The following is a 26,802-nucleotide window of genomic DNA, read 5'->3' on the forward strand; positions in this document are numbered from 1 at the left end:
GTTACTGACTGCAAATGTTATTTAAACCTTCGGCAGCCCCTCTTCCTCCTTCTCATTTTCCTTCTGGGCAGATTCATCTTCAGCTAGACCTACCCCTTCCTTAAAACTCCGCAGCGTTTTTCCCAAAGCATTTCCCAACTCAGGAATTTTCTTGGGCCCGAAAATTAGAATGGCGACTACCGCAATAATGCCCAATTCGGGCAATCCCAGACCAAACATACACTCATCTCCTGTAAAACTTGCTCGATCGGCAAGTCGATCTGCTGATATCCTTAAAAGTATCTACCTTTTTTCCTGCATCCTGCAACAGTAGAATCAAGTTTTATTAAGCTATCGCCCGATAAATAGGAATGTTAGAAATATCCAAGCCTTCCCTGCGCGAGCAACAGCACTACCTCATCCGCGAGTTAGCAGACCGGATGGAAGCAGTATGGCACCGCTATCTCGACCTCGAGCCCTACTACCTGCCCGCTGAGTTGGGATACGTAGAAGGGCGCTTGGAAGGAGAAAAACTGATCATTGAAAACCGCTGCTATCAAACGCCCCAGTTCCGCAAAATACACCTCGAACTCGCTAAAGTCGGACCGCTGCTGGATATCCTGCACTGCGTGATGTTTCCGAGACAGAATTATGCTTTGCCGATGTTCGGTACGGATATCGTAGCAGGCAAAGGGCAAATTAGCGCCGCGATCGCAGACCTTTCTCCCCTCAATTCCAGTAGAACTTTGTCGGAAACCTACCGAACTCGACTGCAAAATTTGCCGGTCAACCAATTTTCTTGTCCCCGCCAAATTCCTGAATGGGGGGATATTTTCTCAGAATTTTGTCTGTTTGTGCGGCCAGAGTCTATCGAAGAAGAAAGCAGATTTCTGAACATAGTTGAATCCTACGTTGAAATTCACTGCAAACTAGCAGTAGCTTCCGAACCAGTCTCTGCGGAGGAAGAATCGAAAATTATTGAGGCTCAAATTTACTACTGCACCCAGCAGCAGCAAAACGACAAAACCCGTCGCGTACTCGAAAAAGCTTTCGGTCAAGATTGGGCCGAACATTACATGACCGAGGTGCTTTTTGATTTCCCTAAATAGCTGCAATTTGTTTACAATACTTCACCGTGGGTGGAAAAAACTTGATTAGGAAATCACCTACTTTATAAGTCATGGGAAAGGAATCACGGGTTAAGGATAAATCATTTTTAAAACCCCCAGCGCCAGGAGTCATCGGTTTGGCGATCGCTGCCACTCTCATTACCACAGGAGTCGGTTTTTGGCAAGTATCTGAAATTAGAAAAGCTGAAGAGTTAAAGGTGGCCGCTGCCACGGCTGCTGCAAGTCCAGCCTCCACCCGCACCAGCGTTACCGCTTTGGGTAGGTTGACTCCGCAGGGGGAACCGATCAAATTGTCGGCCCCTTCGGCGTCGGAGGGAGCGAGGATCGAACAGTTGCAGGTGGAAGAGGGCGATCGAGTAAGTCAAGGACAAATCATAGCAGTTCTCGATACGCGCGATCGGCTCCAAGCAATCCTCCAACAAGCCGACAAAGAAGTCAAAGTCAAACAAGCAGAATTAGCGAAAATTCAAGCAGGCGCAAAAACAGGCCAAATAGGTGCCGGGAAAGCCGAAGTTGCCAAGTTTGAAGCACAACTCCAAAGAGAAACCGAAGCCGAACAAGCTAACGTCGCCCGCTTAGAAGCTCAACTGCGAAGAGAAACCGAAGCCGAACAAGCTAACGTCGCCAAATTCGAGGCACAACTCCAAAGAGAAACCGAAGCCGAACAAGCTAATCTTGCCAAATTTGAGGCACAACTAGAAAGAGAAACTGAAGTACAGCAAGCCAAAATTGCTAGGCTAGAAGCTCAATTGCGCGGCGAAATTGCCTCTCAAAACGCTACAGTCGATCGCCTCAAAGCAGAATTGAAAAATGCAGAAGCCGAGCAACAACGCAACAAAGAACTAGCCGAAACAGGTGCAATTTCTGCTTCAGTTTATGACACAAAGCGCTTAACTGTAGATACGGCTCGTGAAAAAGTCAGAGAAGCTGAAGCCATATTAGAAAAAACCGTGCAAACACTGCAAGAGCAAATAGTCGAAACTAAAGCCACACTAAAACAAACAGTAGAAACAGGCAAGCAGGAAATCAATCAATCCCGAGCCAATCTCCGACGCAAGTTAGAAACAGGCAAGCAGGAAATTAACCAAGCCAGAGCGACCTTAAATCAAAAGATAGAAACAGGACGCGAACAAATCAATCAAGCCGAAGCAATACTTAAACAAAAAGCAGAAACAGGCCAAGAACAAATCAATCAAGCCAAAGCAAATCTAGACCAAATTGGTGAAGTCCGTGCCGAAGACGTGCAAGCTGCCCAAGCCGCCGTCGAAAGTGCGATCGCCACCAAACAAAAAGCTCAAGTAGACTTAAACTTAAGCTACGTAAAAGCACCCGTATCCGGCTCCATCCTCAAAGTTCACACCCGACAGGGAGAACGCATCAACACTGAAGATGGCATTGTAGAACTAGGCCGCACCGATCAAATGTACGCCGTAGCAGAAGTTTATGAAACCGACATCGGCAAAGTGCGAAACGGCCAGCGCGCTACCGTCAGCAGCCCCGTATTTGCAGGCACTTTGGAAGGAACAGTCGCTCGCATCGGCAAACAAGTCGGCAAAAAAGATGTCCTCAATACCGACCCCGCCGCCGATACCGATGCTAGAGTTATCGAAGTGAGAATTCGCCTCGAACCCGAATCGAGCAAGAAAGTTGCAACCCTAACCAACTTGCAGGTTGAAGTTAAAATAAATATCTAAATTTTACGTTGACAGGACTTACGCATGGGGACTCAAGAAACCGGTTTTTTTACCGAGATTAAGGGTTTGAATCAAATATAAGGGTAAAAAACTCGGTTTCTCAACACCCGTGCTTAAGTCCTAAAGTTATGCAATCCCAAATCCCACATCTAAACTCTAAAATATAAAATCGACTGTTATGGCAAAAATACCGCTAGCTTGGGCACAATTAACGCGCGAAAAAATGCGCTTAGTAATCGCGCTAGCCGGCATTGGATTTGCCGACTTGCTAATGTTTATGCAGTTTGGATTTAGAGACGCGCTATTTGAAAGCTCCATCACCTTTCACTCGAAGTTAAAAGGGGATATTTTTATCACCAGCACTCAATCTACGGCTTTAATAGCCATGAAAAGTTTTCCCCAGCGTCGCTTGTATCAAGCTTTGAGTTTTGACGGCGTTACAGCAATTAGTCCGGTATATTTAGGCTTTGGATTGTGGAAAAACCCCGACCCCAACCAGCGAAATACTCGGCAATTGATGGTAATCGGTTTTGACCCTGCTCATCCCATCTTTGATCTGCCTGAAATCCAAAATAATTTGGACAAAATCAAAATTTCGGATGTGGTTTTATTTGACCAAGCTTCCCGCCCGGAGTTTGGGCCGGTAGCAGAGTATTTCAATCAGGGAAAAGTTGTTGAAACTGAAGTTGACAATCGCCGCGTTAGGGTAGATGGTTTATTTACAATAGGGGCCTCTTTCGGTGCCGACGGAAATCTTGTCACCAGCGATTTGAACTTTATGCGGATTTTTTCGACGCGGAGAACAAGAGGTTTAATCGATATAGGTATTGTTCACTTGCAGCCGGGAACAGATGTTAAGGCTGTTGTTGATAAAATGAGGGCAACTTTGCCGAAAGATGTGAGAATTTCTTCTAAAGAAGACTTTGTAGCTTTTGAGAGAAAGTATTGGGAAGAAAGCACGGCGATAGGATTTGTTTTCACACTCGGCGCGGCAATGGGATTTATAGTCGGAATAGTGATTGTTTATCAAATCCTTTATACTGATGTTACCGACCACTTGCCGGAATACGCGACGCTGAAGGCGATGGGATATAGGGACATTTACTTTTTGGGTGTGGTGTTTCAAGAGGCTTTGATTCTGGCAATTATTGGCTATTTGCCAGGGTTTGGAGTTTCTTTGGTGCTGTACAATTTAGGGAGAAGTGCTACGAGTTTGCCGATGTATATGACTTTGGCGAAAGCTATGACTGTTTTTATTATGACAGTTGTCATGTGTGCTGTGTCCGGGGCGATCGCCGTTAGGAAATTGCAGGCGGCCGATCCGGCCGATATTTTTTAAGGAAGGGACGACACGGATTTTGACACCGATACACGGATTGAAGAAGGAAGAATTATGAAATCAAAAATAACAAATAACCATGAATACTTTACCAGTTGTCTCAATTAAAAATCTCAATCATTCCTTCGGGGAAGGACAACTTCGCAAACAGACATTATTTGACATCAACCTCGACATTTATCCGGGCGAAATCGTGCTGATGACAGGGCCTTCGGGGTCTGGTAAAACAACATTGTTAACCTTGATTGGAGCTTTGCGATCGATCCAAGAAGGTAGTCTGAAAATTCTCGACCAAGAATTGCGGGGAACCGCGAAAAATAAATTAGTTAAAGTCCGTCGCGACATCGGTTATATTTTCCAAGCTCATAATTTGCTTAAATGCTTGACAGCTAGGCAAAATGTGCAAATGTCCCTCGACCTGCACAACCATCTTTCTCCCCAAGAAACTAATGATAAAATAGAGGAAATGCTGCAAGCTGTAGGCTTGGGAGAAAGAATAGATTATTACCCCGACAGTCTTTCGGGTGGGCAGAAACAAAGAGTTGCGATCGCCCGGGCATTAGTCAGCCAGCCGAAATTAGTCTTAGCAGACGAACCAACAGCAGCACTAGACAGTAAATCTGGTCGAGATGTAGTAGAAATTATGCGAGGTTTGGCAAAAGAACAGCACTGCACTATTTTGCTTGTCACGCACGACAACCGCATTTTAGACATAGCCGATCGCATTATTCACATGGAAGACGGCTACCTCGCACAAGACACATCAACAACGGCGGCAACAAGCGTTCTTTCGGGAAAATAAACTTAATTACCTCAACTTATTTCCGAGCACCGGGACGCTTTCCTCCTACCTTAGCAGGAGTTTTTGTCCCACCTTTGGCTGGACTTTTAGAACTACTTTTGCCACTTTTTTGACCCTTAGCTCCTGCCAATTGGCTCTCAGTAGCATTTGCAGGTCTGCCTGCAGGCGTTCTCGTAGTCCTAAAGGTAACATTCACCCCTTCATTCGACTGTTCCAGCACCAACATCGGCGTCGGCTTGGCTTTTTGATCCCACTCAATATGAACGATGCGACCTTGAATTGTCGGCTGCCAACTGTCGTGGTCGTCAGAAGGACTCAGATAAGTTTCCAAACAGTCAATAATTTGATTAATTGTCGCCGATGTTGCCTGAGTCGGCAGTTTCATCAGCTTAATTTGAATCCGAAACAGCACTCGTTTTTCTATTTTTACTGCGGGGTCGCCAGTTTCGTATTCGATATCAAACATCGAATCCACTTGCCTGCCGCTGCCCGCCGACCCGTTTTTCTCTCCCACCGCACTCTGCGTCGGACGTAGGGCAATGCTAATTTTATCTTTGACTTTTTGCTTGATCTGGTTCACAATGCCAAAGTGAAAAACTTCTTCCGCCATCCGCATTCTCAGGTAGTCTAAATTAAAGTCTCGGGAGTGGATAAGGTCGGGATTCTTTTCCATTTTTGAGATTGTTTCCAGAGCCATTTTGTATTTTTTCTGGAGTTCTCGATTTCTAAACTCCTCAAATTTGAGCTTTTTGCTCAAATCGTCGAGTTTGATCTTGCTAAACACCGCTAAACCGATAAGCAATAACAACAGTAATCCCGAGGCTCCCATGAAGAGTTGGTCTGAGGACGGATGTCCGGGTTTAGCCTGTTTAGGTTTGGGAGAGGCTACTGCCAACCTTGGTTCTACAAGGATTATTTGGGTTGACATGGGCTTTTAAAGGGTAAAATTTGACGCTATATTTATACAGGACTCCAGAGCATAGCTGGTAGTGCAACTCGATCAACCCATATTGACATCATTCCACCATCATCTTGGTACAACTGGATTTCTGCAACTGGAACACGCACCCTCTAATTAATACTTTATCTTTAACTGCAACCAGGTTCCCGAAATATCAGAAAATCGCGCGCTGGCACTGGCAAAAAGAAATGGTGAATTGTCTGTAATATATTATACCAAGATAGCTAAAAAAAATGTTTGTTCGGCGGTCTCCATTTCTAGCAACATAAAAAGAAATACACATAAATTAATACTAACTCTGGGCTCGAGCAGGGGAAAAGATCGAGGAGAACAGCCGATCGCCCGGACGATCGAGGGGCGGACGTTGGGAGGGTGCTCGTGGCTGCTGTTCGATGGCTGCCACCGTGCCTGCCCACCGAGTGGCTGGCTGTGAAAGTCGAGCTGTGGTGCGATCGAACAACGTCTCCTTAGCTAAGATTACAGCTAATACCACCCATATTCGATCGTGACCTACGAACCCCTGCACCACAAATATCGCCCTCAGACATTTGCCGAATTAGTCGGTCAAGAGGCGATCGCCCAAACCCTCACCAGCGCCATCCTACAAGAGCGTATAGCACCAGCATATCTATTCACCGGCCCCAGAGGCACAGGTAAAACCTCCAGTGCCAGAATTTTCGCCAAATCCCTCAACTGTATTTCTACGGTTGCCCCCACCCCCACACCCTGTGGCAAATGCAACGTTTGCCAAGAAATTGCCCGAGGTTCCACACTAGATGTCATCGAAATTGACGCCGCCAGCAACACGGGAGTAGATAACATTCGGGATTTAATCGAAAGAGCTCAATTTGCTCCCGTACAATGCCGCTATAAAGTATATGTAATAGACGAAGTTCATATGCTCAGTACCCAGGCATTTAATGCCTTATTAAAAACATTAGAAGAGCCGCCCGATCGCGTTGTATTCGTCCTCGCCACAACCGACCCACAAAGAGTATTACCAACTATTATTTCTCGTTGCCAAAAGTTCGACTTTCGCCGCATCCCCCTCGATGCAATGATTGCTCATTTGCACAAAATTGCCAAATTAGAAAATATCAATATTGCCAGCGATGCAGTACAAATGGTAGCTCAAATCGCCCAAGGTGGTCTGCGAGATGCCGAAAGTTTGCTCGACCAACTAAGCTTATTTCAGGGTGAAGTAACAGTCGAAAAAGTTTGGGATTTAGTCGGTGCAGTTCCTGAAAATGATTTAATGGATTTGCTGCAAGCTATTGATACAGATAACGCTACAGCATTAATAGACATGACCCGCCATCTCATGGATCGCGGTCGGGAACCGCTAATCGTGCTGCAAAGTCTCGCCAGCTTTTACCGAGATTTGCTAATAGCCAAAGCTGCACCGAAACGGTCAGATTTAGTAGCTTTAACATCGGCCACTTGGGAAAAACTGGGGGATTTTGCCCGCAGTTGGGATGCCGAGTTGATTTTGGCAGGTCAGAAACATTTGCAAACCCACGAAGTGCAAATTAAAAACACTACTCAGCCGCGTTTGTGGCTGGAAGTAACGCTGTTGGGATTGTTGCCCTCAGCAATTAGAACTCAGCACCAAACAACAAGCGAACCAGCGAAAAATGTTGCTCAACCACCACAAAATCACCCCCCCCAGCCCCCCCTTGCTAAGGGGGGGAGTCAGATATCTAATATTGAACCGCCTCCCGCTGCCAAACCTCAAAATCCTCCACCGACTTCGCAGCCTGTGGCTAATCGAACAGATAGCCCACCTCCTGCTGCGATTCCCGCACCTGTACCAACTCCTGAAACGACTCAAACAAATTATTCACCGACTAATTCAGGCGATGAAATCGATTTAAATCGAGTGTGGGAACAGGTACTTGACCGCGTGCGGCCGCATGGCACTCAATCGCTGCTTCGCCAACACGGACAGCTAGTAATTTTTAGCAATAATACTGCTCATGTTAAGATTAGTTCCCAGCCGTTGCTCAATATGGTTAAAGACAAAGTAGCTAATATTGAAGAAGCTTTTTTGCAAATTTTTAACCGTCGAGTAACCGTAAAAGTGGGCTTGACAAATCCCGCTGAAACTAATAGTTCCCGCGCCAAGGATTTGCCTACTTCTAACGGACGTGTTGGCGAAAATCCCAGGAATTCTCATCCTGTGAGTGATGCGGGCCAACAGGTGCAGAAGTCGGCGGATTCTGAGATTACAGATGATTTTTTTGGAAAGGGTGGAGAAGAACAAAAACACCCGCCAGCGGCTGAAAATACTGCGGTTAATGTGCCGGCAATTTCCGAAGGGCGATCGCCCACAAACGTTTCTACAGACTCTCAAAATGACTTTAAAGCTCAGGCTATAGCGGTGCGTGATGACGCTCAATATGTCGCGAATACGGCTAGGCAATGGGCTGATATGTTTGACGGGGAAGTAGTCGATTTGTCGGATGACTTGGAGATTTGGGAGTCGGAAACTTTTAGATTGGAATCTGAACCGGATTTTCCCGAGTTATCTTCTGAGTTAAATGAGGATGATTTTATAGATTGGTAAATGGGAATTGGGCATTGGGAATTGGCTTGACATATAATATTAAGTCCAGTTGATCTTACATCTTGCACTATTCTTAGGAACGGGCTCTCCGGCCTGTTCCACAACGCTCCGCAGTCAAAATCCAGTTTATGCCATAACCGCCAAGGCTGTTGCTATTATAAAACTGTTTTCAGGGTTTCCGCCGAGTATGTCGCTCTCCGCTATTTTGAGTCTGGTAGGTATTATGCTGTGGATATCTGTTGGTATCTGGGATTTTATAGCTTCGGAACTTAAAGAAACCTTGTGTTGGGCTAGGCTTGCAGCACCAGTTATCTTAATTGCTATAATAATACGTGCCGTCCTGTTGAGGTAGATAAAAAATGAGAAAAATTTTGAGCGAATACGATTTTCCTTTTTTATTAGCAATTGATTTTGAATCGGAATGGAAGAGAGTGTTGACCGTAGTTAAAAAACATCCTTGGTTAACTGTTGATGGGTATTTTCAGACTGAACAACAATACCGCGATTACAAAATTAGAATGGGGACAGCGGCGAGTGAATTTAAGCTTTGGCAAATCGAAAATTGGAATGATAAATATTATCTTGACCAAATTTATCGCTCTAGATATTGGCTGAGTCAATTAGACTTGATCAAATCGTTTAATTATGAAGATTCAAGTTATGGGTTGAAACACGATTGTGAAAATTGGTGGGGTGTAGAGAAAAGTAAATTGGGTATTCAAGACACTGTGTCTTATGTTGCTAATGGTTGCTTGATTGTAGGAGCTTTAATTTTAGAATGGAAATTCACTGATACTTACCAAGGACATCGATCCCTTAATGTGTGTTTTCCGATTAGCAAAAAAAGTCTGAAACGATTGAAACCAGATTATCGAGGTTAAACCCGAAATGACTAAAAATTCAATTCTGTCCCTCCCTAGCTTTGCCCGAGTTTTCCTCCTTTCCACAAATAGATTTCATACTTGATTCTTTAGTCTCTCGTTGCGCTGATTTCGTTCAATAATGCTTTAGAGCGGGCTATAAGAACCCACCCCCCAAGAAAATTTAATTTTTGTGGAACAGGCACGATGCCTCTTCCACGAGAATAGTAAAATATCTGAACTTAAGCCGACTCCGGTTTTGGTAGCGAAGACGGAAGTACCAACAACTCAGCAGTCGATCGCTTCTCGACCATTTCCTTAGTAATCGTACATCGGGCAACATCCTTGCGCGACGGCAACTCGTACATCACATCCAACATCAATTCTTCGACAATTCCCCGCAGCGCCCGTGCTCCAGTTTTGCGGCGGTATGCTTCCTGGGCGATCGCCCGAATTGCCTCTGGCTTAAAGTCCAACTGCACATTATCCATCTTCAGCAGCTTTTGATACTGCTTAACCAAAGCATTTCGGGGCTCCGTCAAAATCGCCATCAGCGTTTCCTCATCCAGCGGTTCTAACACCGCCGCCACTGGCACCCGCCCAATAAACTCAGGAATCATCCCAAACTTCACCAAATCATCCGGTTCCAGTTGCTTGAGTACATCAGCAGCCCGCTTTTCCTTCGGCTGAGCTTCTCCGGGCTGAATAAAACCCATTGACTTTTTACCCGTTCTCTGCTCTATCACTTTCTCTAGACCGACAAAAGCACCGCCGCAAATAAACATGATATTGCTGGTATCAATTTGGATGCAGTCTTGGTAGGGATGCTTGCGGCCGCCTTGGGGAGGTACATTGGCGATCGTCCCCTCCAGCATTTTCAGCAGCGCCTGCTGCACGCCTTCCCCCGACACATCCCGCGTAATCGAAGGATTTTCGCTCTTGCGGGCTATTTTGTCAATTTCATCAATATAAATAATGCCGCGCTGCGCCTCTTCCACGTCCATATCTGCCACTTGCAGCAGCCGCAGCAAAATATTTTCCACATCTTCCCCGACATAGCCCGCTTCCGTCAGCGTCGTCGCGTCAGCCACCGCAAAGGGTACGTCTAGCATATCCGCCAACGTCTGAGCCAGCAGAGTTTTTCCGCAGCCCGTCGGCCCGATTAACAAAATATTCGATTTTTGCAGTTCTACTTCTTCCGGCGGGTGCTTGCCACTATTTTTGGCATGGATAAAGCTGAGGCGCTTGTAGTGGTTGTAAACTGCCACCGAGAGCACTTTTTTCGCCTCATTTTGCCCGATAGCGTTTTCGTCGAGGTAATTTTTAATTTCCCTCGGCTTGGGAATTTGGCTCAGCGACATACTTTTGCCCGAGGTACCGCGGCGCTTTGGCGTCGTTTCCTGCTTCGGAGCCACCGCAGCAGCAGGCACTGCACTCGAATCAAACAACTCCTCATCTAAAATTTCATTGCACAAGTCTACGCATTCGTCGCAGATATACACCCCGGGCCCTGCGATCAACTTGCGTACTTGCTCTTGAGACTTGCCACAAAACGAACATTTTAGATGGGAGTCGTACTTAGACATAACAGCCTCTTAATTCAGTGCAGTGACATTCTCTCCCGCCGCCGGAAGGTTTTCTTTAGCGATAACTCGATCGACCAAACCGTAATTTTTGGCTTCTTCGGCTGACATAAAAAAGTCGCGCTCTGTATCCGCCTCTAATTTCTCGATCGGTTGACCTGTGTGGTGCGCTAGCAGTTGATTCAGCTTACGCTTATGATAAAGGATTTCTTTGGCTTGAATCTCAATATCAACCGCTTGACCTTGAGCGCCTCCAAGCGGCTGGTGGATCATTATTCGGGAACTCGGAAGAGACATCCGCTTACCGTGAGCTCCTGCTGTCAGTAGAAAAGCGCCCATACTCGCTGCCAAACCGTAACAAATCGTCACCACATCCGGGCGGATTTGCTGCATTGTGTCATAAATTGCCATGCCTGCCGTCACCGAGCCGCCGGGGGAATTTATGTACATTTGGACATCTTTTTCTGGATCTTCGGCATCCAGATACAATAGCTGAGCCACTATCGAGTCAGCAACTTCGTCGGTTACGGGAGTTCCTAAAAACACAATTCGCTCCCGCAGCAAGCGCGAGTAAATGTCAAAAGCCCGCTCACCCATCCCCGACTGTTCTAGTACCATCGGCACTACATTGCTGGGGCTGGAACTGACATCAAAATCGTTATAGCTTGTAATTAGGTAATTGGAAGATTGAGATACAACCATAAGACACCAGTCAAGGATTCTAGACAATTTGCTGCTGCTGATGAAAGCTTTCAATTAAGCCGCCAGCTTTTAACTATTATGCCTCTTCTGAACGGATATCGGGGGAATGCGGAGTTTTGAGTTTTGAAATTGCTTTCTGCGCTGGGCGCAACGCTGGATTGACTAGCTAGGCTCGCGGGGTGAATGAGTTAAAACACCTACTTGTAAATCATCGCTGCTTCTAGTGGACACTCCGAGCTTTTAGTAAGGATCTGGCGCACCCGGAGCTTGTAGTTAAGGATCTAGGTGCGCCGTTAAAATCACGGTTGATTTGATGCCCCAATTAGGACATTTTATCGCATTTAAGTTCTATTCTTCGCCTACAACTTCCACTTCAACGCTCGTGGCTGCTTCTGCTGAATCTTCAGCGTCTGATTCTTCTGATTCTTCTGCTGCTGCAGGAGTCAGAGAGCCTTCAGGTACGAGTTCGATTGTCCCTTTTTCTTCCAACCATTTCAGGGTTTTTTGTTTGAGCAAGTCTTCTGCTACAAACTCCTGCAACCTTTGGAGGTCAAAATCTCCTTTGGGAAACTGCTTTCTGACTTTTGCTACTTCTGCTGCTACTTCTGCGTCTTCCACAGATAAGGATTCCAGCTTGGCTACTTCCGCCAGAGCTAAAGTCTGCTTGAGGCGTTCGATTGCTTCCGGGCGCGAGCGTTCCCGCATCGGGCCCATATTTTCTTCGGTAAACAGTTGGTTGATATCTATGCCGTAATTTTTCAATTGGAGGGCTTGTTGATTCAGCAAATAATCGATTTCGCGATCGATCATTGTTTCGGGGATTTCCACTTCTATTAGCTGCGCGAGTGCTGCTGATATAGCTTTTTCCTTATTTGCTGATGTCTTGTTTTCTTGGTCTGCTTTAAACCGAGTTTCGAGCGATTCGCGCAGTTCTGCTAAAGTTTCAAACTCACTGACTTCTTGGGCGAAGTCGTCGTCCAACTCCGGCAATTCTTTTTCCTTAAGTTCTTTAAGGGTAATCGTAAAGACTGCGGGTTTTCCGGCTAATTCTTCACTGCTATACTCTTCGGGGAACTGCACAGAAACTTCTCTAGTTTCTCCCGGATTCATCCCGATCATACCTTGGATAAAGCCCGGTACAAACTGATTTTCCAATAATTCTACTTGGAAGTCTTCTGCTTCGCCACCAGGAATTTCTGCTGGAGTTTCGCCTTCGGGTGCTTCGGCAAATCTACCGGAGAAATCAACCAAAGCCGTGTCTCCCAACTGAGCCGGCCGGCCTTCTACGGGGATTAAAGCAGCTTTGTCCGATCGATATTTTGCCAGTACCTCATCTACCTGAGTCTCATCATACTTAGCTTCTTCTGCTTGAAGTTGCAAACCTGTGTACTGACCCATTTTCACTTCTGGTTGTACGTCAACCTTAGCCGAAAAAATCAGATCCTGTTCTGGATCGAACTTAGCTAGTAATTCTTCAAACTCGGTGCGCAGTTCAAAACTGCCAATTGCCGCAATTTTTTCTTGTTCGAGGGCTTTTTGCAGGGAATCATTAATCAAATTTTCCAAAGCCGTCGCCTTCAAACGAGTCTGGCCCAGGCGCTGTAGCAAAACTTGACGGGGAACTTTGCCTTTGCGGAACCCAGGAATATTAACCTCGCGAGCGAATTGTTTAATTACTTGCTCGTAGGCTTGTTTTGACTTTTCTGACGGTACTTCGATTTCCAGACCTATTTGGCTAGCTGGAAGTTTTTCCTGGGTTACTTTCATCGGCTTTTGTGATATTTAACAATAGTGTATTGACACTCCCTGACCTAAAGGACAGGGATTCTTAATTCAGCGACTGACCTTAAAATGTTGCGTCCTTTCGGCAATCCTCAAACTTTTTAACCGTAGAAATCCTACCAATTAACGAGCCTGATTCGCAGTCATCCCAGAGGGTCTATCTCCAAAAGCTTACTAGGATATTTACCTAGAGTTCGGGTATGCCCTACCCTACTTCACAAGACTAAATAGTTTGTTTCTCTGGTTAAAGGAACTGTGTTAAGCCCCTAGCTGTTTATAGAGTTTTCGCCGCTCTTTGTCCCCCGGTTTACGCGCCCAAGTGTGTCGTTAACTGTTTTTATGCACTATGGCGCAGGAGTTGAACCTTGACTACTGTAGTATACTAGAAATTTCCTGACTTTTAGGAAGGGATTTAAGAAATTAAAGCCGTCCTAGAAGGACAGGGTTTTAGACCCAATTTCCTTGATAAAATACATACAAATCTGACTTTGCCTGCATTTTAATTTTGTTACGCTTTGACTCGTAAGGGCACAACTACAACACCTTTACCGGATGAGACTGTAAGTCATTGCCGGCTACTTTTTTGGCTCTTGCCAAATAGTTTTGGTTTGAGGATACTAGCTTTTGCTGCTAGGAATGTGGAGGTTAAGTCCACTAATTGCCGATGCACCATAGCACATATCGCCCTGTGATGTCAATCTTGCCGGCCTCGGTAGCTAGTTAAAGTCAATGGATGCGCCTGCGAAAATGCAGATATATCGCAAAACTTAACCGGATGCGGATTGGGCGTGGGCGATCCTCTTCTGCAAGCTTCGCTAGCGGCAAAAGATGCTAAACTGGCATTGGGTACGATCGCACGGATCAATCGGGAAGTTCGATCGCCCGTTTCGGTTAACTGCACCATTGCCATCCTCTCATGCTCCTGATGTCGCATAACATTAATTAAGTTTGATATTGAGAATTGCAGTTATTTAAATTTTTGATTTCGATCGTTTAGAATCTAATTTGTGGAGGAAACTAATTTGTCTCAATCCTATCGCGTTGCCATTTTAGGAGCCACCGGCGCAGTCGGTGCCGAGTTGCTAGAACTATTGCACAGCCGGAGTTTTCCGATTTCTAACTTGAAGCTGCTGGCTTCGGAACGTTCAGCAGGCACAACTTTGCCTTTTGGCGGCGAGATGCTGCCGGTCGAAGCAGTTTCGGCGCGATCGTTTGATAATGTAGATCTGGTACTCGCCTCTGCCGGCGGCTCGACTTCTAAGTTATGGGCTCCGCAAGCGGTGGCAGCCGGGGCAGTGGTAATTGACAATTCTAGCGCTTTCCGCATGGATGCGACGGTACCGCTAGTGGTTCCCGAAGTCAATCCCCAAGCAGCAGCAACTCACCGAGGTATAATTGCTAATCCCAACTGCACCACAATTTTGATGGCAGTTGCTGTGTGGCCACTTCACAAAGTTAGGCCGATACAGCGCATCGTTGTAGCGACTTACCAGTCCGCCAGCGGGGCGGGGGCGAGGGCAATGGAGGAAATGAAAGCTCAAGCAAGAGCAATTTTGCAGGGGGAAACGCCCAAAACAGATATATTTCCCTACCCATTAGCATTTAATTTGTTTCCGCACAATACCCCGATTAACGATTTGGGGTATTGTGAAGAAGAGATGAAAATGGTAAACGAAACTCGGAAGATATTTGGTACGGACGACATTAAAATTACGGCAACTTGTGTGCGGGTTCCCGTACTGCGGGCTCATTCGGAAGCGATTAATCTAGAGTTTGCAGAGCCTTTTAGCGCGATCGAGGCCAGGGAAATCTTAAAGCAGGCAAGCGGGGTTAAGCTGGTAGAAGACTGGCAAGCTAATTATTTCCCGATGCCCGCAGAAGCCAGCGGTAAGGATGAGGTGTTAGTTGGCAGGATTCGCCAAGATATTTCTCACCCCTGCGGGTTGGAGATGTGGCTGTCTGGCGATCAAATTCGCAAAGGGGCAGCTTTAAATGCGGTGCAGATAGCTGAGTTGCTGGTAGAAAAAAATTTGTTGCGAACCCAAGTGGCGGCAGCTTCTAATTAGGGGGAACCCTGGCAATTGGGAAATTGAAATTGGGGATTTTAGATAAACCTTTCATCTGAAATCAAAAATTTAAAATCACAAATCAACAGTCTAAAATCGGAGAAAGTGTGGTAAAGTTTGGACGGGTTCTGACTGCAATGATTACGCCGTTTAAGGAAGACGGCAGCGTTAACTATGCGGTAGCAGAACAATTGGCAGTTCATTTAGCCGATCGCGGTACGGATAGCTTGGTAGTGTGCGGCACTACCGGCGAGTCTCCCACTATGACTTGGGATGAAGAGTACGAATTATTTCAGGTAGTACAAAAGGCGGTGGTCGGTAAGGCGTTAGTAATAGCAGGAGCCGGATCGAATTCTACTTCCGAAGCAGTAGCAGCTACGAAAAAAGCAGCTAAACTCGGGTTAGATGGCTGTTTGCAGGTGGTTCCTTATTACAACAAACCGCCGCAAGAAGGTTTGTACAATCATTTTCGGGCGATCGCGCAATCTGCTCCAGAATTCCCTATAATGTTATATAACATCCCCGGTCGCACAGGTCAAAATATGTTGCCGGAGACGGTGGCTCGATTGGCCGAAATCCCCAACATTGTGGCCGTAAAAGAAGCAAGTGGCAACTTGGATCAAGCAAGTCAAATTCGGTGCTTGACATCCCCTGAATTTGCCATTTATTCTGGAGATGATTCCCTAACTTTGCCAATGTTGGCGGTAGGAGGATCTGGTGTAGTTAGCGTAGCCAGCCATCTGGTAGGAGAACAACTGCAACAGATGATCGAAGCTTTCGAGGCCGGTCAAGTTCAAGTCGCTACCCAGATTCACTTGCAACTTTTTGACCTGTTTAAAGCTCTTTTTCTCACCACAAATCCCATTCCCGTCAAGACAGCTCTCAAACTTCAAGGCTGGGATGTAGGCTCCACCCGTCCGCCCCTGTGCGATCCGCCCGTTGAGGTGACTCAAAAGTTAAAGGACGTACTGAGTCAGCTAGCAGCAGTATCAGCTAGTAAGACGAGCGACAACGAGTTTTCAGACAACTGAATATTGGTTGTTATCAGTCATTAGTTCTGAGTCATCAGTCATTAGTAATTAACTGTTAGTAAGTAGCTAACCGTCAAGGATTAAAGACTGAAGAAAGAAGAATGAAGGCCAAAGACAACTGACTGTACGGGATAGTAAAACCCGCCAGGGATTTTTCCATAAATATTTGGAAAAATATTGCCCTACCAACGAACAGTAGACGAAAGACGAAAGACCACAGACCACAGACCAATAACAAAAATAACTAACAAAGGATACGCATGATCAAAAATACAACTGCATCTGCTCTAAAAGTTATTCCCCTCGGCGGGCTGCACGAAATCGGTAAAAACACTTGTGTGTTCGAGTACGGCGACGAAATAATTCTTTTAGATGCCGGTTTAGCGTTCCCGACAGATGGAATGCACGGGGTAAATATTGTCCTCCCAGACATGACTTACCTGCGGGAAAACAGCCACAAAATTAAAGGTATGATCGTGACTCACGGTCACGAAGACCACATAGGGGGTATCCCTTATCACCTCAAACAATTTGAAATTCCCGTCATCTACGGCCCCCGTTTGGCGATGGCTTTATTAGCGGGAAAACTCGAAGAAGCCGGAGTGTCTCACCGCACTGAATTGAGAACGGTTCGACCCAGGGATACTGTCAGAATTGGCAAGAATTTCTTAGTCGAATACATTCGCAACACTCACTCGATGGCCGACAGTTTTACTGTGGCAATTCACACTCCCGTGGGAATTTTGATCCACACCGGAGACTTTAAAATTGACCACACTCCTGTAGACGGCGAGCATTTTGATTTGCAAAAGCTGGCCGAGTACGGCGAGAAAGGCGTGCTGTGCTTGATCAGCGATTCTACTAACTCGGAAGTACCGGGTTTTACCGCTTCGGAACGTTCTGTTGCGCCGAATCTAGACAGAATTATCGCTCAAGCACCGGGACGGGTGATGGTGACGACTTTTGCTTCGTCGGTACACCGATTGCAAATTGTTTTGGAATTGGCTAAGAAAAACAATCGGTATGTCGGAGTGGTTGGCCGGTCGATGCTTAACGTCATCGCTCACTGCCGCAATCTCGGCTACATCAAATGCGAAGATAGTATTTTCAAACCGCTGAAAGAAATCCGCAATTTGGCAGAAGACAAGATACTGATTTTAACTACAGGTTCCCAAGGCGAACCGATGGCGGCGATGACTCGCATTGCTAACGGCGAACATCACGAACTGAAAATCAGAAAGGGCGATACAGTCATTTTCTCAGCTAATCCGATTCCGGGAAATACGATCGCAGTGGTAAACACGATCGATAAACTGATGATGCTGGGAGCACACGTGGTTTACGGCCGCGACAAAGGCATTCACGTTTCCGGCCACGGCTGTCAAGAAGACCAAAAGTTAATGATTAACATGACTCGTCCCAAATTCTTCTTGCCAGTGCACGGGGAACACCGGATGCTGATCCAGCATTCCAAGACGGCTCAAAGCATGGGCATTCCCGCTAGCAATATGGTGATTATTGATAACGGCGATGTCGTAGAATTAACTGAAAATTCGATGCGAGTGAGCGGTAAAGTGCCTTCAGGAATTGAATTGGTAGACTCTTCTCGATCGGGCGTTGTCAAAGCCAGCGTCCTCAAGGAACGCCAGCAGTTGGCCGGAGATGGCGTTGTAACTGTAGCGGCGGCTTTGAATTGGGAAGGCAAATTAGTTGCCAAACCAGAAGTCCACTTGAAAGGTGTGGTGACATCAGCCGATCGCGAAGTTGTGATCAAATTAATCATTCAAACCATTGAAACAGTTTTGAGCGATCGTTGGTCAGAATTTGTAAAACCTGCTGCTTCAGACTCACAAGTTGATGTTGACTGGGTAGGAGTGCAAACGCAAATAGAAAAGGCTATTGGGCGAGTGATGCGCCGGGAACTTCAAAGCAATCCCTTGCTAGTATTCCTGATGCAAATTCCTGAAGAAGCGTCCTTTGTGCGATCGGAAAATGCAGCAGTAGCTCCAGGTTCCTTGGAAGCACCTAAGCTATTATCATCACCATCATCGCCATCATCGCCATCATCGCCATCGCCATCTTTGCCATCTCCTGCCAATCAGGTGACGGGTCGGCGCCGTCCCCGGACTGCTGCAAGGGCAGCTTCCTAGTGGGATAATTCCCTAACGCGCTGCGGACCAAGAAAGGAGTTTTAGGTTTTGTAGTTGCGCTTGGATGCCCAAGCGCAACTACAAGCCTAGATTTGATTTCATAAAATATGATTTCCTCACTAAGGATCGCGAATTAAATAACTTACAATTGTAATTGTTATTGTGGGATGGGCGTCCCGCCTGTCTTTTTTGGACGGGCGGGACGCCCATCCCACTTTCAAGAGTGGAAGTTATTTAATTCTCATTCCTAAGTGAGGGAATAGTTTTTAACCGCCGATAAACGCAAATGAACGCAGATAGTAATTAATTCTATCTGCGTTCATCTGTGTTTATCTGCCACCATCTGCGGTTGCAAAATCAGCCACCAGCAACAGCAGGAACAATGCTGACTTCATCGCCATCTTGGAGAGCAGTTTTTGAGCCATCCAAAAAGCGGATGTCTTCGCTGTTGACGTAGAAGTTGAGAAATCTTCGGGGTTCTCCCTTTTCGTCGCACAGGCTTTTTTTGATGCCGGGACAATTTGTTTCCAGCGATTCAATTAGTTCGGAAATGTTATCGCCGGCGCATTCGATGGTGGCTTGATTGTTGGTAAATTTTTGCAGGGGAGTGGGAATTAAAACTTTGACGGTCATTTTTTTAGTCCTTAGTCAGTAGTCATTTATGAGTTATTAGTCCTCAGTCATTAGTCATCAGTGATCGGTAAGTAGTCATCAGTCAACAGCTTAACAACCAATGACTAATGACTGCCTACTACTGACTAATAGCTGTTAAACCGAAACTTGTTGCCATTCTAAGCGTTCGAGTGTGCGGGCACGTTCTAGGGCGCGCTCGAATGCTTCTAGTTTCGGTTCGAGGGTGATGGGTTCGCCGATGTAACCTTGAACTGCTTCTTGCGTTTTCAAACCGTTGCCGGTGATGTAAGCGACGGTGGTTTCATCGGGATTGATTTTACCTGCTTCTACGAGTTTCTTCAAGACTGCGATTGTTGTGCCGCCTGCGGTTTCAGTGAAGATGCCTTCGGTTTCTGCTAGCAGTTTCATGCCTTCGATGATTTCGGTGTCGCTGACGGATTCAATGTTGCCGCCTGTTTTGCGGGCGATTTCCAAGGCGTACATACCGTCGGCTGGATTGCCGATCGCGATCGACTTAGCAATTGTATTCGGTTTCACCGGTGTGACGAAATCACGGCCTTCGCGGAATGCTTGGGCGATGGGGGAACAGCCGTCAGCTTGGGCGCCGCTGAAGCGGACTTTCTTTTCATCCACTAAACCGACTTCGGTGAATTCTTGAAAGCCTTTGTAAATTTTTGTGAACAGGGAGCCGGAAGCAAGGGGACCGACGATGTGATCCGGCAATTGCCAGCCTAGCTGTTCGGCAACTTCGTACCCGAGGGTTTTTGAGCCTTCGGAATAGTAGGGACGCAAGTTGATATTGACAAATCCCCAGCCATGTGTATTGGCGACTTCGCAACACAGGCGGTTAACTTGGTCGTAGTTGCCGTGAACTGCCATGACAGTTGGATTGTAAATCAGAGTGCCGAGGACTTTGCCTGCTTCTAAGTCGGAGGGAATGAAGACTACGCAGTCGAGTCCGGCGTGGGCGGCGATCGCAGCCGTAGAGTTAGCTAAATTGCCGGTGCTGGCACAGGATACTGTTGTGAAACCCAATTCTCTCGCTCTGCTGAGGGCGACTGACACCACTCTGTCTTTAAAGCTGAGAGTGGGCATATTGACGGCATCGTTTTTAATATAAAGATTTTTTAGACCGAGGCGGCGCGCCAAGCGGTGGGATTTTAATAGAGGAGTCATGCCTGTGCCGACATCGATGACATTATCTGTAGCGACTGGTAAAAATGCGCGGTAGCGCCAGATCGAGTTGGGGCCGGCTTGGATGGTTTGGCGAGTGACGGTGCGGCGGATGGCGTCGTAGTCGTACTTGACTTCAAGCGGGCCAAAACAGCAATCGCAGACGTGCTTGGCTTGGAGTTCGTACTCTTCGCCGCATTCTTTACATTTGAGGGCTGTGAAGGTTGCTGCTGTGGATTGGGTTCTGGTCGCCTGGGTCATAGCTCAACTCTCTAGTTTTGCAATGTTTTCTTAGTCTTGTGCAAGATTAGCACGGTCAATTTACCCCGTCAACCATACCCGATTTTTTTAGTCGGGTTTGATTTTCAGTTAAACAGCGGTGTATTGAACTTGGATGTTTGGGCGGGCGGGACGCCCACCCCAAAAGGATTTGGCTTGTTTTCAGGATCGGGCTCTTAATCCAGATTGTCAGGCCCGCACGCGAGCCCGATCGATCTCAAGGATGATTTGCCGACGCAATTGTTACAAAACTTAATAAATCTTTTTTTGGCTCACAATTGGGCATTCGTGCGATCGAACACAACTACAAAACCTGGAATTTTTGATTAACCAACTTAGCCTACCCGCCGCTGACGGGGGGGATGAGTACAACTTCGTCGCCGTCTTGGAGGATGGTGTCGGGGGAGACGAATTCCAGGTTGATCCCGAAGCGGGTGCGATCGCGCCATTGTTCTAATTGAGGATATTGGGCGATCGAGCTTTCGAGCACTTGAGACACTGGGGTTTCGGGAGGAAGTTCTAATGTAAGTTCCGAAACGCCGTAGGCTTCACCGAAGGCGGCGAACAGTTTAACGGTGACGGTAATCGAAAAGTTAGACACGGCTGTTGAGTGCGATCGACGGTTTGGCAATTATCAACTACACCATACAATTAATTAGGAATTAGGCGCGCCGAGGCTTAGAATTGAAAGCGGCAACCTCTAGTTAAGTTTTACCCCATCGGGTAAAGATGATAGTTGATTGCAGCAAAAACTCTTAACAGGATTGTATGCCGATCGCTCTCACCAACCAGGCGTTAGAAGCAGTTAGCATCCACTTAGATGCAGCTAGCTAAGGTCTAGTTGGCTGCTGTTGAGGCTAATGCGAGAATAATTTTTGAGGATGCGGTATAGATACTTTACGGTAATTGTGGGAGAGTACAAAAAGCTCGCACTAAATTTAGCAGTCAACAACGCAGACAAGGCCCTGCCAACCCGCTTCTCCTGACTAAAAATCAGGTCATCTAGTGCGGCTCGGGATGGTCAAACCTTTGCCATGCTTAGCAAGCTAGCCGTTATATCTAAGAAGAATACTGAAGTTAACGCGATAGAAATATATGGCAAATAACGATTTTAAAGTGCTTCAAATTATTGAAGCTAAAGGCTGGTATGCCTTTGGGAGTACGAAGCAAAGCCAGCACGTTGAGAGATGGGTAAGACCTGTCGTGTGTTGGGTTTTAATAGAAGATAAAAAAAAGCGACGGGTTGTGACAGCTACCGCTAGCTATCAGATCCAGATTGACGACAAAGAAGTCGAGTTTTTTGCCCACGAAAGCGAAATTCAAGATCTGGAGAGTCTCCCGAAGTCTGTCTCGGTATCGGAATTTCTGAAAACAGAAGATTGAGAGAAGGGCAAAAGGAGCTGATTTAACAAGTTATTAATTATTCCTTAGTGATTCCTTAAACTTGCTGTCGGATTCTATTTCAATGAGAGGCAGAAGCTCTAGATTCGGGAGAGGGGCAGATGGGGACAGGGGGAGAATTTATATTTTTGCCTTGCCTTCTGCATCTTGTACCCCATGCCTGAAGTAACCCAAACAATAAAGAGGCCGGAAGATTGCTGGCAATGCCAACACGCTTCCGACCTTGCTGAATAACAGGGTATGCATATGTTTTTAAAGTATGGCAGGGAGGCTTTTGAGATATCAAGAGGACTATTGCAATCACCCACTTTTGCTTTCAGGCTGTGTTTGCAAGGCTGCAACTATTTTAGACTGAAAATTTGAAAATTGAGAGGGGGGATGGTTACAGGTTAAGGATTCTAGCTATTTATCTGTAGCGGGTGCTACAAAAAATGGTGGCATTTGCGGACGATCGCACATTCTCGCTAAATTGTTTGCACTCAAAGCTGAAAGTTCGATCGCCCGCTGCCACCGCTGCGACATCAAACCCCACTAGCAACAGGTTCACGCTTCTGCTGCGACATCCGCCGCCCCAGCAGGGCCATCCGTACGCCGCCTGCTGGCCCTAAAGTCACCCCTCGGCGTTTGGCCTGTACGGGCTTTTTCTCGGCCAATACCAGGTCGAAATTCCGCAAAATGGTTGCCAGCACGAGTTTCATCTCCAACTGCGCCAGCGCCAAGCCGATACAGCGGCGGCTGCCGCCTCCAAAGGGCAAATACTCGTAGGGCGAGAATTGCCTCTCCAAAAACCGTTCCGGTTTAAATTGCAGCGGTTCTGGATACAAATCCTCCCGTCTGTGGGTCAAATAAATCGAGCCGACGACAACCGTGCCCGGTTCGAGTTGGTGTCCCATCAGTTCCACGGGCGTGAGAACTTCTCGCGAAAACGTCAGCATTGCGACCGGGTAAATTCGCAGCGTCTCCTGACAAACTGCACTCAGGTAAGGTAAGCGGAAAATCTCCATCGGGTCGGGATTTTCTCCCAAACTGTCCAATTCTTGCAGCAACTTCTGGCGCACCGAGGGCAAGTTGTGAATCCAGTAAAACGCCCAAGCTAGGGCCGTTGCTGTGGTTTCGTGGCCTGCAAGCAGCAGCGTCATCAACTCGTCGCGCAATTCTTCATTGGTCATGGGTTGCCCGTTTTCGTCGCGGGCGGCCATCATTAAGCTGAGAATGTCGGTGCGGTTGGCGTCTGGTTGCAGCCTGCGTTCTTCAATTTCGGCATATATCAGATCGTCAAGTTTCTGCTTCCGCTGTTTCATGCGTCCCCAAGGACTCCAAGAGCCCCAATCTTGCTGCATCCAGCCGAAAAACAGCATACTCGATCGCAACGGAGAACCAGTCATATCCAGGACTGAGGTAAGTAGGGGCTTGATCTCTTCCAACCGCGGCCCGTCATCCAGGCCGAAGACAGCTTGTAAGATTACCCGCATGGTGACTTCCTGCATGGCGCTGCGGGCCACAAAAGCTCGATCGACCGACCACTTGCTGGCCACATCTTGAGCGATAGCGCAAATTAGTTGGCCGTAATTCCGCATCCGTTCCCCGTGAAAAGGTGGCATCAATAATTGGCGCGATCGTTTGTGCCTTTCTCCTGAGAGAAGAATCATGGATTGTTCTCCCATCAAGGGTTTTAGGAGGCTGTTCAGACTGCCTGGAGCGTGAAACGCGCTGCTATTGAGCATCTCTTGGACAGCTTGGGGGTGGTGGATCATCACCCAGGGTTTCCCGTTGTTCACTTGAGCTGTGAAAATGTCGCCGTATTGTTTGGCACATTTATCCATGTATCTCAGCGGATCGCCGATCCATTGAATTAGCTGCACAAGGGGTGGAGCTTTGGGGCCGTTAGGTAGTGTCATAGGAATTACCGGGGTTTGGGTCACAGGACTTAGCAGTATCAACAAATCTCAAAGGATATGAAGGTTTGTTCAATCTCTCCCAACCCTTGTTTTTCAGGGGAGAATTGCGTAAGTCCCATCTCCAATAATTTTAATAGCTTATTCTCGAACGGTGCTCAAAATATCCTCTCCAAGCTCTGTAAAACGAACAGTTTTGATTTGCCAAGGAGCATAACTGGTTAAAGTTTGGCGCACGCCCCCGAACAAACCTAACATCTGACAACTGGACAGATTTTGCAATTTCTGCCGTGAACTTCCCGATGCACGAAGATCCACGGTAGCTATTCCGAGGTTGCGATCGATCTTGAGGCGATAACCAGCCAAACCAAGACTATCGAAAATCTGCTGCTTTAACACTTCATTAACCGCCGATGACATTAATTGGTTCTCTGGGCCTGTAACTGTTTCCGGCTTCAGAGTTTGACACAAATTATCTACCTTATAAACCGTAACGGTGGCAGTATTTTCTGAGAGGGCAGCACTGCCTAAAACTGAGGTAACAGAGTGAGAAGGCTGCCTTAATTGACTCGATCGAGCCTCAATTTGATTTCCCGTTAGCTGTAGGTGTTGGAACTGACGGGCGCTTGATGAGAGTTGCCTCTGGTTTTCGGTTGAGGTAGCTGCATCAGAGCTAGAACAACTGCTACCGCCCATCAAAATTAACCAAACGCTTAAATATCCTAACTGTTTGCAGATACGGTTCATTGTTTTTAATACTCTACTAAACGTCAGTGTATGGAGGGTGAATTTTGGTGGTAGAAAGCACTTAGACCCTGATTACACTCACTTAGAAGTATTTCCCGCAGTACGGAGATGAAAACAAGTTAAGAGTTCTTGTTAATACCTGGATTTTAGTGTTAGATCAGGTAAAAGGGGTTTAACCCCTCAGGGGTGTAACCTAGCAGTTTACCTGTCTCAGCAGATCAAGCTCGCGACCCAGCTCGTCAGTGATATCAAATACCTTGTCAGTGGTGTGATGTACCGTTGCAACTCGACCTATTCCAAGGTCTGAGGTGAAAAGCCTCTTTCCGGTTGGTAACAGCCTGAGTTTGATTAGTAGTAATGAGGACAGAATTGCGACTGGTGCGCGCATTTTAAGGTCGGCTTCGGAGCGCTTTTTTAACAGCGCCGAAATCGCGGTTAGAGGGAACGTGCAAGTCGCGAACAATATCAAAACTTACGCATCAAGAGCAAAGAAACCGGGTTGTTTAACCAGGCATAACGGCTGCAAGGAAGTGTTTTCGTAAAAAAACTGGTTTCAGGTCAAGTCGCGAATCACATCATTCCTCAGTCAGCGGATCTGTAACGAACAGGCGTGTCAAGGGTGTTATCGCAGCATTCGGTGATTTTTGTGCCGAATCTCATAAAACACAGTGAAAAAATCATGAAACAGCAATTATGGACAAAAGTTTTGGCGGCAACAGCGATCGCCCTCAGCGGCCTGACGGTTGCTTCTGGACCGAGTTACAGTCGGCGAGCACCGGGGGAAAGTGGATTTTGGTGCAGTATCTCGACCGGTGTGCCGGTGACTGTGTACAAAAACCCTAAAGGTGCCGTAGAGCCTTGGATTGAGTGGACTTCCGATTATTTCTCCGGTTCAGGCTACGATCCGGCAACTCGGTGTCAATTAGTCAGTCAACGCCTCGAAACCTATCGCCGCCAACGGGTGCTCAAGTATATTACTGCAGGCCAGATGAACGGCCAGAACGTCATCTGCACGGCGAATCAAGTCAATGGGCTGTGTCAAAATTTGATTTATACCCTCAGACCCGGCCAAGACCCGATCGGCTCTTTGTATAATTTGTTGGCTTGGCGCCAAGGATATGTCGGGATGCCGTCTTTTGATGAAACAAGTAAAATTCCTTACATTGATGTCAGCGAAAAGCTAGGGGAAAACATGGATGATGAGGCGCAACAGTCCTCTTTTTCCCCGCCGTCCGGACAGCCTTAAAGATGGGCAAATTTTCCATCCCGTTACCAATTCCAAGGGTTGAGGTGGAAAACTTGGCGCATCAAACAGCAGTGAGCATCCAGACCGGGAAATCTTCTGGTTCCGGGACGATCGTCCGGCAGGAGGGGCAAACCTATACGGTGCTGACTAACTGGCACGTTGTGGCTTTCAACAGGGGCGATCGCACAATTCTCACCGGCGACGCCCTGCTCCACCCACCGCTGGGAGTTCCGAGGCTGCTGGGCGATAGCGAGCGGGCGATCGTTCTGTTTCGCAGCGCGAACGAGTATAAAATAGCACTATTCACCCTTGAACCCGGAGCGGTGTCTGAGCCAGTGTTGGCAGTTGGCTTTCCTGCGGGTGCTGAGGTTGGGGCTTTGGCGGTGACGCTGGCTTCGTTTCGGTGCCGCTACCCAAATCTTTGCCTCAAGGTTATAGCTTGGGCTATACAAATGAGGTTAAAATCGGCATGACTGGCGGCCCGATTTTTAATGCCAAAGGTTTCTGGGTGGGGATTAACTGTAGGGGCAAGTATCGAGATCCAAATTTTGGCGTCTATGCTTTTGAAGATGGAAGTCAGGAACCCCATAGCTAAAGCTAGGGGCTTGTAGACTGTCCGGCTCTTCGAGCGGGATGGAACAAGCCAAACCTTCCCCTGGCTAAGTCCTTTGAGGACTCCGTTTTTTGAGTCATGACACCAACGAATGCGTAGCCAGTTCGTTGCTCTGTCGCTAAAAGTTAAACAGTTCTAACGGGTTAAGACAGTGCTTTTAGCCGAACAAG

Annotated in this window: 24 protein-coding genes; 12 read left to right on the forward strand and 12 right to left on the reverse strand. The window is 47.0% G+C overall.

The features are described 5' to 3' along the window. Nucleotides 1-21 precede the first annotated feature (21 nt). Nucleotides 22-219 (reverse strand): twin-arginine translocase TatA/TatE family subunit, encoded by a 198-nt coding sequence (gene tatA, locus QUA99_RS21070; RefSeq protein ID WP_333240485.1) that lies wholly within the window; start codon nucleotides 217-219, stop codon nucleotides 22-24. A 131-nt stretch (nucleotides 220-350) separates the two neighbouring features. Between tatA and QUA99_RS21075 the strand changes: the two genes are divergently transcribed. The 4 genes from QUA99_RS21075 to QUA99_RS21090 all read left to right on the forward strand — a co-directional run bounded on the left by QUA99_RS21075 (nucleotide 351) and on the right by QUA99_RS21090 (nucleotide 4,944). Further along, nucleotides 351-1,088 (forward strand): phycocyanobilin:ferredoxin oxidoreductase, encoded by a 738-nt coding sequence (locus tag QUA99_RS21075; protein WP_333240487.1) that lies wholly within the window; start codon nucleotides 351-353, stop codon nucleotides 1,086-1,088. Between the two features lie 71 nt (nucleotides 1,089-1,159). Then, a complete protein-coding gene (locus QUA99_RS21080) occupies nucleotides 1,160-2,803 on the forward strand; it encodes an HlyD family efflux transporter periplasmic adaptor subunit (protein WP_333240490.1) in 1,644 nt (547 codons plus the stop codon). A gap of 178 nt (nucleotides 2,804-2,981) precedes the next feature. Further along, complete coding sequence (devC, locus tag QUA99_RS21085; protein WP_333240493.1) at nucleotides 2,982-4,142, forward strand: ABC transporter permease DevC; 1,161 nt, start codon at nucleotides 2,982-2,984, stop codon at nucleotides 4,140-4,142. Between the two features lie 79 nt (nucleotides 4,143-4,221). Then, a complete protein-coding gene (locus QUA99_RS21090) occupies nucleotides 4,222-4,944 on the forward strand; it encodes a DevA family ABC transporter ATP-binding protein (RefSeq protein WP_333240496.1) in 723 nt (240 codons plus the stop codon). Nucleotides 4,945-4,960: 16 nt separating this feature from the next. Here QUA99_RS21090 and QUA99_RS21095 read toward each other — a convergent pair whose 3' ends face one another. Next, nucleotides 4,961-5,872 carry a hypothetical protein gene (locus tag QUA99_RS21095; RefSeq protein WP_333240499.1) on the reverse strand — a complete coding sequence of 304 codons (912 nt, stop codon included), beginning with the start codon at nucleotides 5,870-5,872 and terminating at the stop codon, nucleotides 4,961-4,963. Nucleotides 5,873-6,197: 325 nt separating this feature from the next. Further along, the gene (locus tag QUA99_RS21100; RefSeq protein WP_333240502.1) at nucleotides 6,198-6,398 is read right to left on the reverse strand and encodes a hypothetical protein; all 201 of its coding nucleotides are present in this window, start codon (nucleotides 6,396-6,398) and stop codon (nucleotides 6,198-6,200) included. 12 nt (nucleotides 6,399-6,410) lie between these two features. On the opposite strand from QUA99_RS21100, the gene QUA99_RS21105 reads away from it, so the two are divergent. After that, the gene (locus QUA99_RS21105; RefSeq protein ID WP_333240505.1) at nucleotides 6,411-8,471 is read left to right on the forward strand and encodes a DNA polymerase III subunit gamma/tau; all 2,061 of its coding nucleotides are present in this window, start codon (nucleotides 6,411-6,413) and stop codon (nucleotides 8,469-8,471) included. A gap of 371 nt (nucleotides 8,472-8,842) precedes the next feature. Then, nucleotides 8,843-9,352, forward strand: a complete 510-nt coding sequence (locus QUA99_RS21110) for a hypothetical protein (protein WP_150111624.1) — start codon at nucleotides 8,843-8,845, stop codon at nucleotides 9,350-9,352. 221 nt (nucleotides 9,353-9,573) lie between these two features. Here QUA99_RS21110 and clpX read toward each other — a convergent pair whose 3' ends face one another. From clpX to QUA99_RS21130, 4 genes are all read right to left on the reverse strand, one after another. Next, a complete protein-coding gene (gene clpX / locus QUA99_RS21115; protein WP_333060535.1) occupies nucleotides 9,574-10,917 on the reverse strand; it encodes an ATP-dependent protease ATP-binding subunit ClpX in 1,344 nt (447 codons plus the stop codon). Between the two features lie 9 nt (nucleotides 10,918-10,926). Next, complete coding sequence (gene clpP / locus QUA99_RS21120; protein ID WP_015179195.1) at nucleotides 10,927-11,616, reverse strand: ATP-dependent Clp endopeptidase proteolytic subunit ClpP; 690 nt, start codon at nucleotides 11,614-11,616, stop codon at nucleotides 10,927-10,929. Between the two features lie 348 nt (nucleotides 11,617-11,964). Beyond that, complete coding sequence (gene tig, locus QUA99_RS21125; protein WP_333240507.1) at nucleotides 11,965-13,383, reverse strand: trigger factor; 1,419 nt, start codon at nucleotides 13,381-13,383, stop codon at nucleotides 11,965-11,967. Nucleotides 13,384-14,092: 709 nt separating this feature from the next. Further along, complete coding sequence (locus QUA99_RS21130; RefSeq protein WP_333240510.1) at nucleotides 14,093-14,302, reverse strand: hypothetical protein; 210 nt, start codon at nucleotides 14,300-14,302, stop codon at nucleotides 14,093-14,095. Between the two features lie 118 nt (nucleotides 14,303-14,420). Here QUA99_RS21130 and QUA99_RS21135 point away from each other — a divergent pair, with 118 nt between their 5' ends. The 3 genes from QUA99_RS21135 to QUA99_RS21145 all read left to right on the forward strand — a co-directional run bounded on the left by QUA99_RS21135 (nucleotide 14,421) and on the right by QUA99_RS21145 (nucleotide 18,645). Next, nucleotides 14,421-15,464, forward strand: coding sequence for an aspartate-semialdehyde dehydrogenase (locus tag QUA99_RS21135; protein ID WP_333240512.1), 1,044 nt, complete (start codon nucleotides 14,421-14,423; stop codon nucleotides 15,462-15,464). 107 nt (nucleotides 15,465-15,571) lie between these two features. Further along, nucleotides 15,572-16,495 (forward strand): 4-hydroxy-tetrahydrodipicolinate synthase, encoded by a 924-nt coding sequence (dapA, locus tag QUA99_RS21140; RefSeq protein WP_333240514.1) that lies wholly within the window; start codon nucleotides 15,572-15,574, stop codon nucleotides 16,493-16,495. Between the two features lie 260 nt (nucleotides 16,496-16,755). Further along, nucleotides 16,756-18,645, forward strand: coding sequence for a ribonuclease J (locus tag QUA99_RS21145; protein ID WP_333240517.1), 1,890 nt, complete (start codon nucleotides 16,756-16,758; stop codon nucleotides 18,643-18,645). Nucleotides 18,646-19,002: 357 nt separating this feature from the next. Here the strand turns inward: QUA99_RS21145 and QUA99_RS21150 are convergent, their stop codons facing one another. The 3 genes from QUA99_RS21150 to QUA99_RS21160 all read right to left on the reverse strand — a co-directional run bounded on the left by QUA99_RS21150 (nucleotide 19,003) and on the right by QUA99_RS21160 (nucleotide 21,331). After that, nucleotides 19,003-19,278, reverse strand: a complete 276-nt coding sequence (locus QUA99_RS21150) for a MoaD/ThiS family protein (RefSeq protein ID WP_006632924.1) — start codon at nucleotides 19,276-19,278, stop codon at nucleotides 19,003-19,005. 135 nt (nucleotides 19,279-19,413) lie between these two features. After that, entirely contained in the window at nucleotides 19,414-20,712 is a 1,299-nt protein-coding gene (gene thrC / locus QUA99_RS21155; RefSeq protein WP_333240519.1) for a threonine synthase, read from the reverse strand. A 358-nt stretch (nucleotides 20,713-21,070) separates the two neighbouring features. Next, on the reverse strand, nucleotides 21,071-21,331 hold the full coding sequence (locus QUA99_RS21160; protein WP_333240521.1) for a MoaD/ThiS family protein: 261 nt from the start codon (nucleotides 21,329-21,331) through the stop codon (nucleotides 21,071-21,073). Between the two features lie 494 nt (nucleotides 21,332-21,825). On the opposite strand from QUA99_RS21160, the gene QUA99_RS21165 reads away from it, so the two are divergent. Next, nucleotides 21,826-22,113, forward strand: coding sequence for a hypothetical protein (locus QUA99_RS21165; protein WP_006632921.1), 288 nt, complete (start codon nucleotides 21,826-21,828; stop codon nucleotides 22,111-22,113). 539 nt (nucleotides 22,114-22,652) lie between these two features. Here the strand turns inward: QUA99_RS21165 and QUA99_RS21170 are convergent. Together QUA99_RS21170 and QUA99_RS21175 are read right to left on the reverse strand one after the other, a co-directional pair. Then, nucleotides 22,653-24,029: a cytochrome P450 gene (locus QUA99_RS21170; RefSeq protein WP_333240523.1), complete on the reverse strand. Its 1,377-nt coding sequence runs from the start codon at nucleotides 24,027-24,029 to the stop codon at nucleotides 22,653-22,655. 138 nt (nucleotides 24,030-24,167) lie between these two features. Beyond that, nucleotides 24,168-24,773: a hypothetical protein gene (locus tag QUA99_RS21175; RefSeq protein WP_333240526.1), complete on the reverse strand. Its 606-nt coding sequence runs from the start codon at nucleotides 24,771-24,773 to the stop codon at nucleotides 24,168-24,170. 679 nt (nucleotides 24,774-25,452) lie between these two features. On the opposite strand from QUA99_RS21175, the gene QUA99_RS21180 reads away from it, so the two are divergent. Next, nucleotides 25,453-26,019 carry a COP23 domain-containing protein gene (locus QUA99_RS21180; protein ID WP_333240527.1) on the forward strand — a complete coding sequence of 189 codons (567 nt, stop codon included), beginning with the start codon at nucleotides 25,453-25,455 and terminating at the stop codon, nucleotides 26,017-26,019. 2 nt (nucleotides 26,020-26,021) lie between these two features. Next, nucleotides 26,022-26,492 (forward strand): hypothetical protein, encoded by a 471-nt coding sequence (locus tag QUA99_RS21185; RefSeq protein ID WP_333240530.1) that lies wholly within the window; start codon nucleotides 26,022-26,024, stop codon nucleotides 26,490-26,492. Nucleotides 26,493-26,802: the final 310 nt, after the last annotated feature.

Source organism: Microcoleus sp. F10-B2 (assembly GCF_036704965.1).
Taxonomy (GTDB): Bacteria; Cyanobacteriota; Cyanobacteriia; order Cyanobacteriales; family Microcoleaceae; genus Microcoleus.

Coding starts and splice junctions, on each gene's coding strand:
- tatA (WP_333240485.1), bottom strand. CDS start 219: ATGTTTGGTCTGGGATTGCCCGAATTGGGCATTATTGCGGTAGTCGCC.
- QUA99_RS21075 (WP_333240487.1), top strand. CDS start 351: ATGTTAGAAATATCCAAGCCTTCCCTGCGCGAGCAACAGCACTACCTC.
- QUA99_RS21080 (WP_333240490.1), top strand. CDS start 1,160: ATGGGAAAGGAATCACGGGTTAAGGATAAATCATTTTTAAAACCCCCA.
- devC (WP_333240493.1), top strand. CDS start 2,982: ATGGCAAAAATACCGCTAGCTTGGGCACAATTAACGCGCGAAAAAATG.
- QUA99_RS21090 (WP_333240496.1), top strand. CDS start 4,222: ATGAATACTTTACCAGTTGTCTCAATTAAAAATCTCAATCATTCCTTC.
- QUA99_RS21095 (WP_333240499.1), bottom strand. CDS start 5,872: ATGTCAACCCAAATAATCCTTGTAGAACCAAGGTTGGCAGTAGCCTCT.
- clpX (WP_333060535.1), bottom strand. CDS start 10,917: ATGTCTAAGTACGACTCCCATCTAAAATGTTCGTTTTGTGGCAAGTCT.
- clpP (WP_015179195.1), bottom strand. CDS start 11,616: ATGGTTGTATCTCAATCTTCCAATTACCTAATTACAAGCTATAACGAT.
- tig (WP_333240507.1), bottom strand. CDS start 13,383: ATGAAAGTAACCCAGGAAAAACTTCCAGCTAGCCAAATAGGTCTGGAA.
- QUA99_RS21130 (WP_333240510.1), bottom strand. CDS start 14,302: ATGGTGCAGTTAACCGAAACGGGCGATCGAACTTCCCGATTGATCCGT.
- QUA99_RS21145 (WP_333240517.1), top strand. CDS start 16,756: ATGATCAAAAATACAACTGCATCTGCTCTAAAAGTTATTCCCCTCGGC.
- QUA99_RS21150 (WP_006632924.1), bottom strand. CDS start 19,278: ATGACCGTCAAAGTTTTAATTCCCACTCCCCTGCAAAAATTTACCAAC.
- thrC (WP_333240519.1), bottom strand. CDS start 20,712: ATGACCCAGGCGACCAGAACCCAATCCACAGCAGCAACCTTCACAGCC.
- QUA99_RS21165 (WP_006632921.1), top strand. CDS start 21,826: ATGGCAAATAACGATTTTAAAGTGCTTCAAATTATTGAAGCTAAAGGC.
- QUA99_RS21170 (WP_333240523.1), bottom strand. CDS start 24,029: ATGACACTACCTAACGGCCCCAAAGCTCCACCCCTTGTGCAGCTAATT.
- QUA99_RS21175 (WP_333240526.1), bottom strand. CDS start 24,773: ATGAACCGTATCTGCAAACAGTTAGGATATTTAAGCGTTTGGTTAATT.
- QUA99_RS21180 (WP_333240527.1), top strand. CDS start 25,453: ATGAAACAGCAATTATGGACAAAAGTTTTGGCGGCAACAGCGATCGCC.
- QUA99_RS21185 (WP_333240530.1), top strand. CDS start 26,022: ATGGGCAAATTTTCCATCCCGTTACCAATTCCAAGGGTTGAGGTGGAA.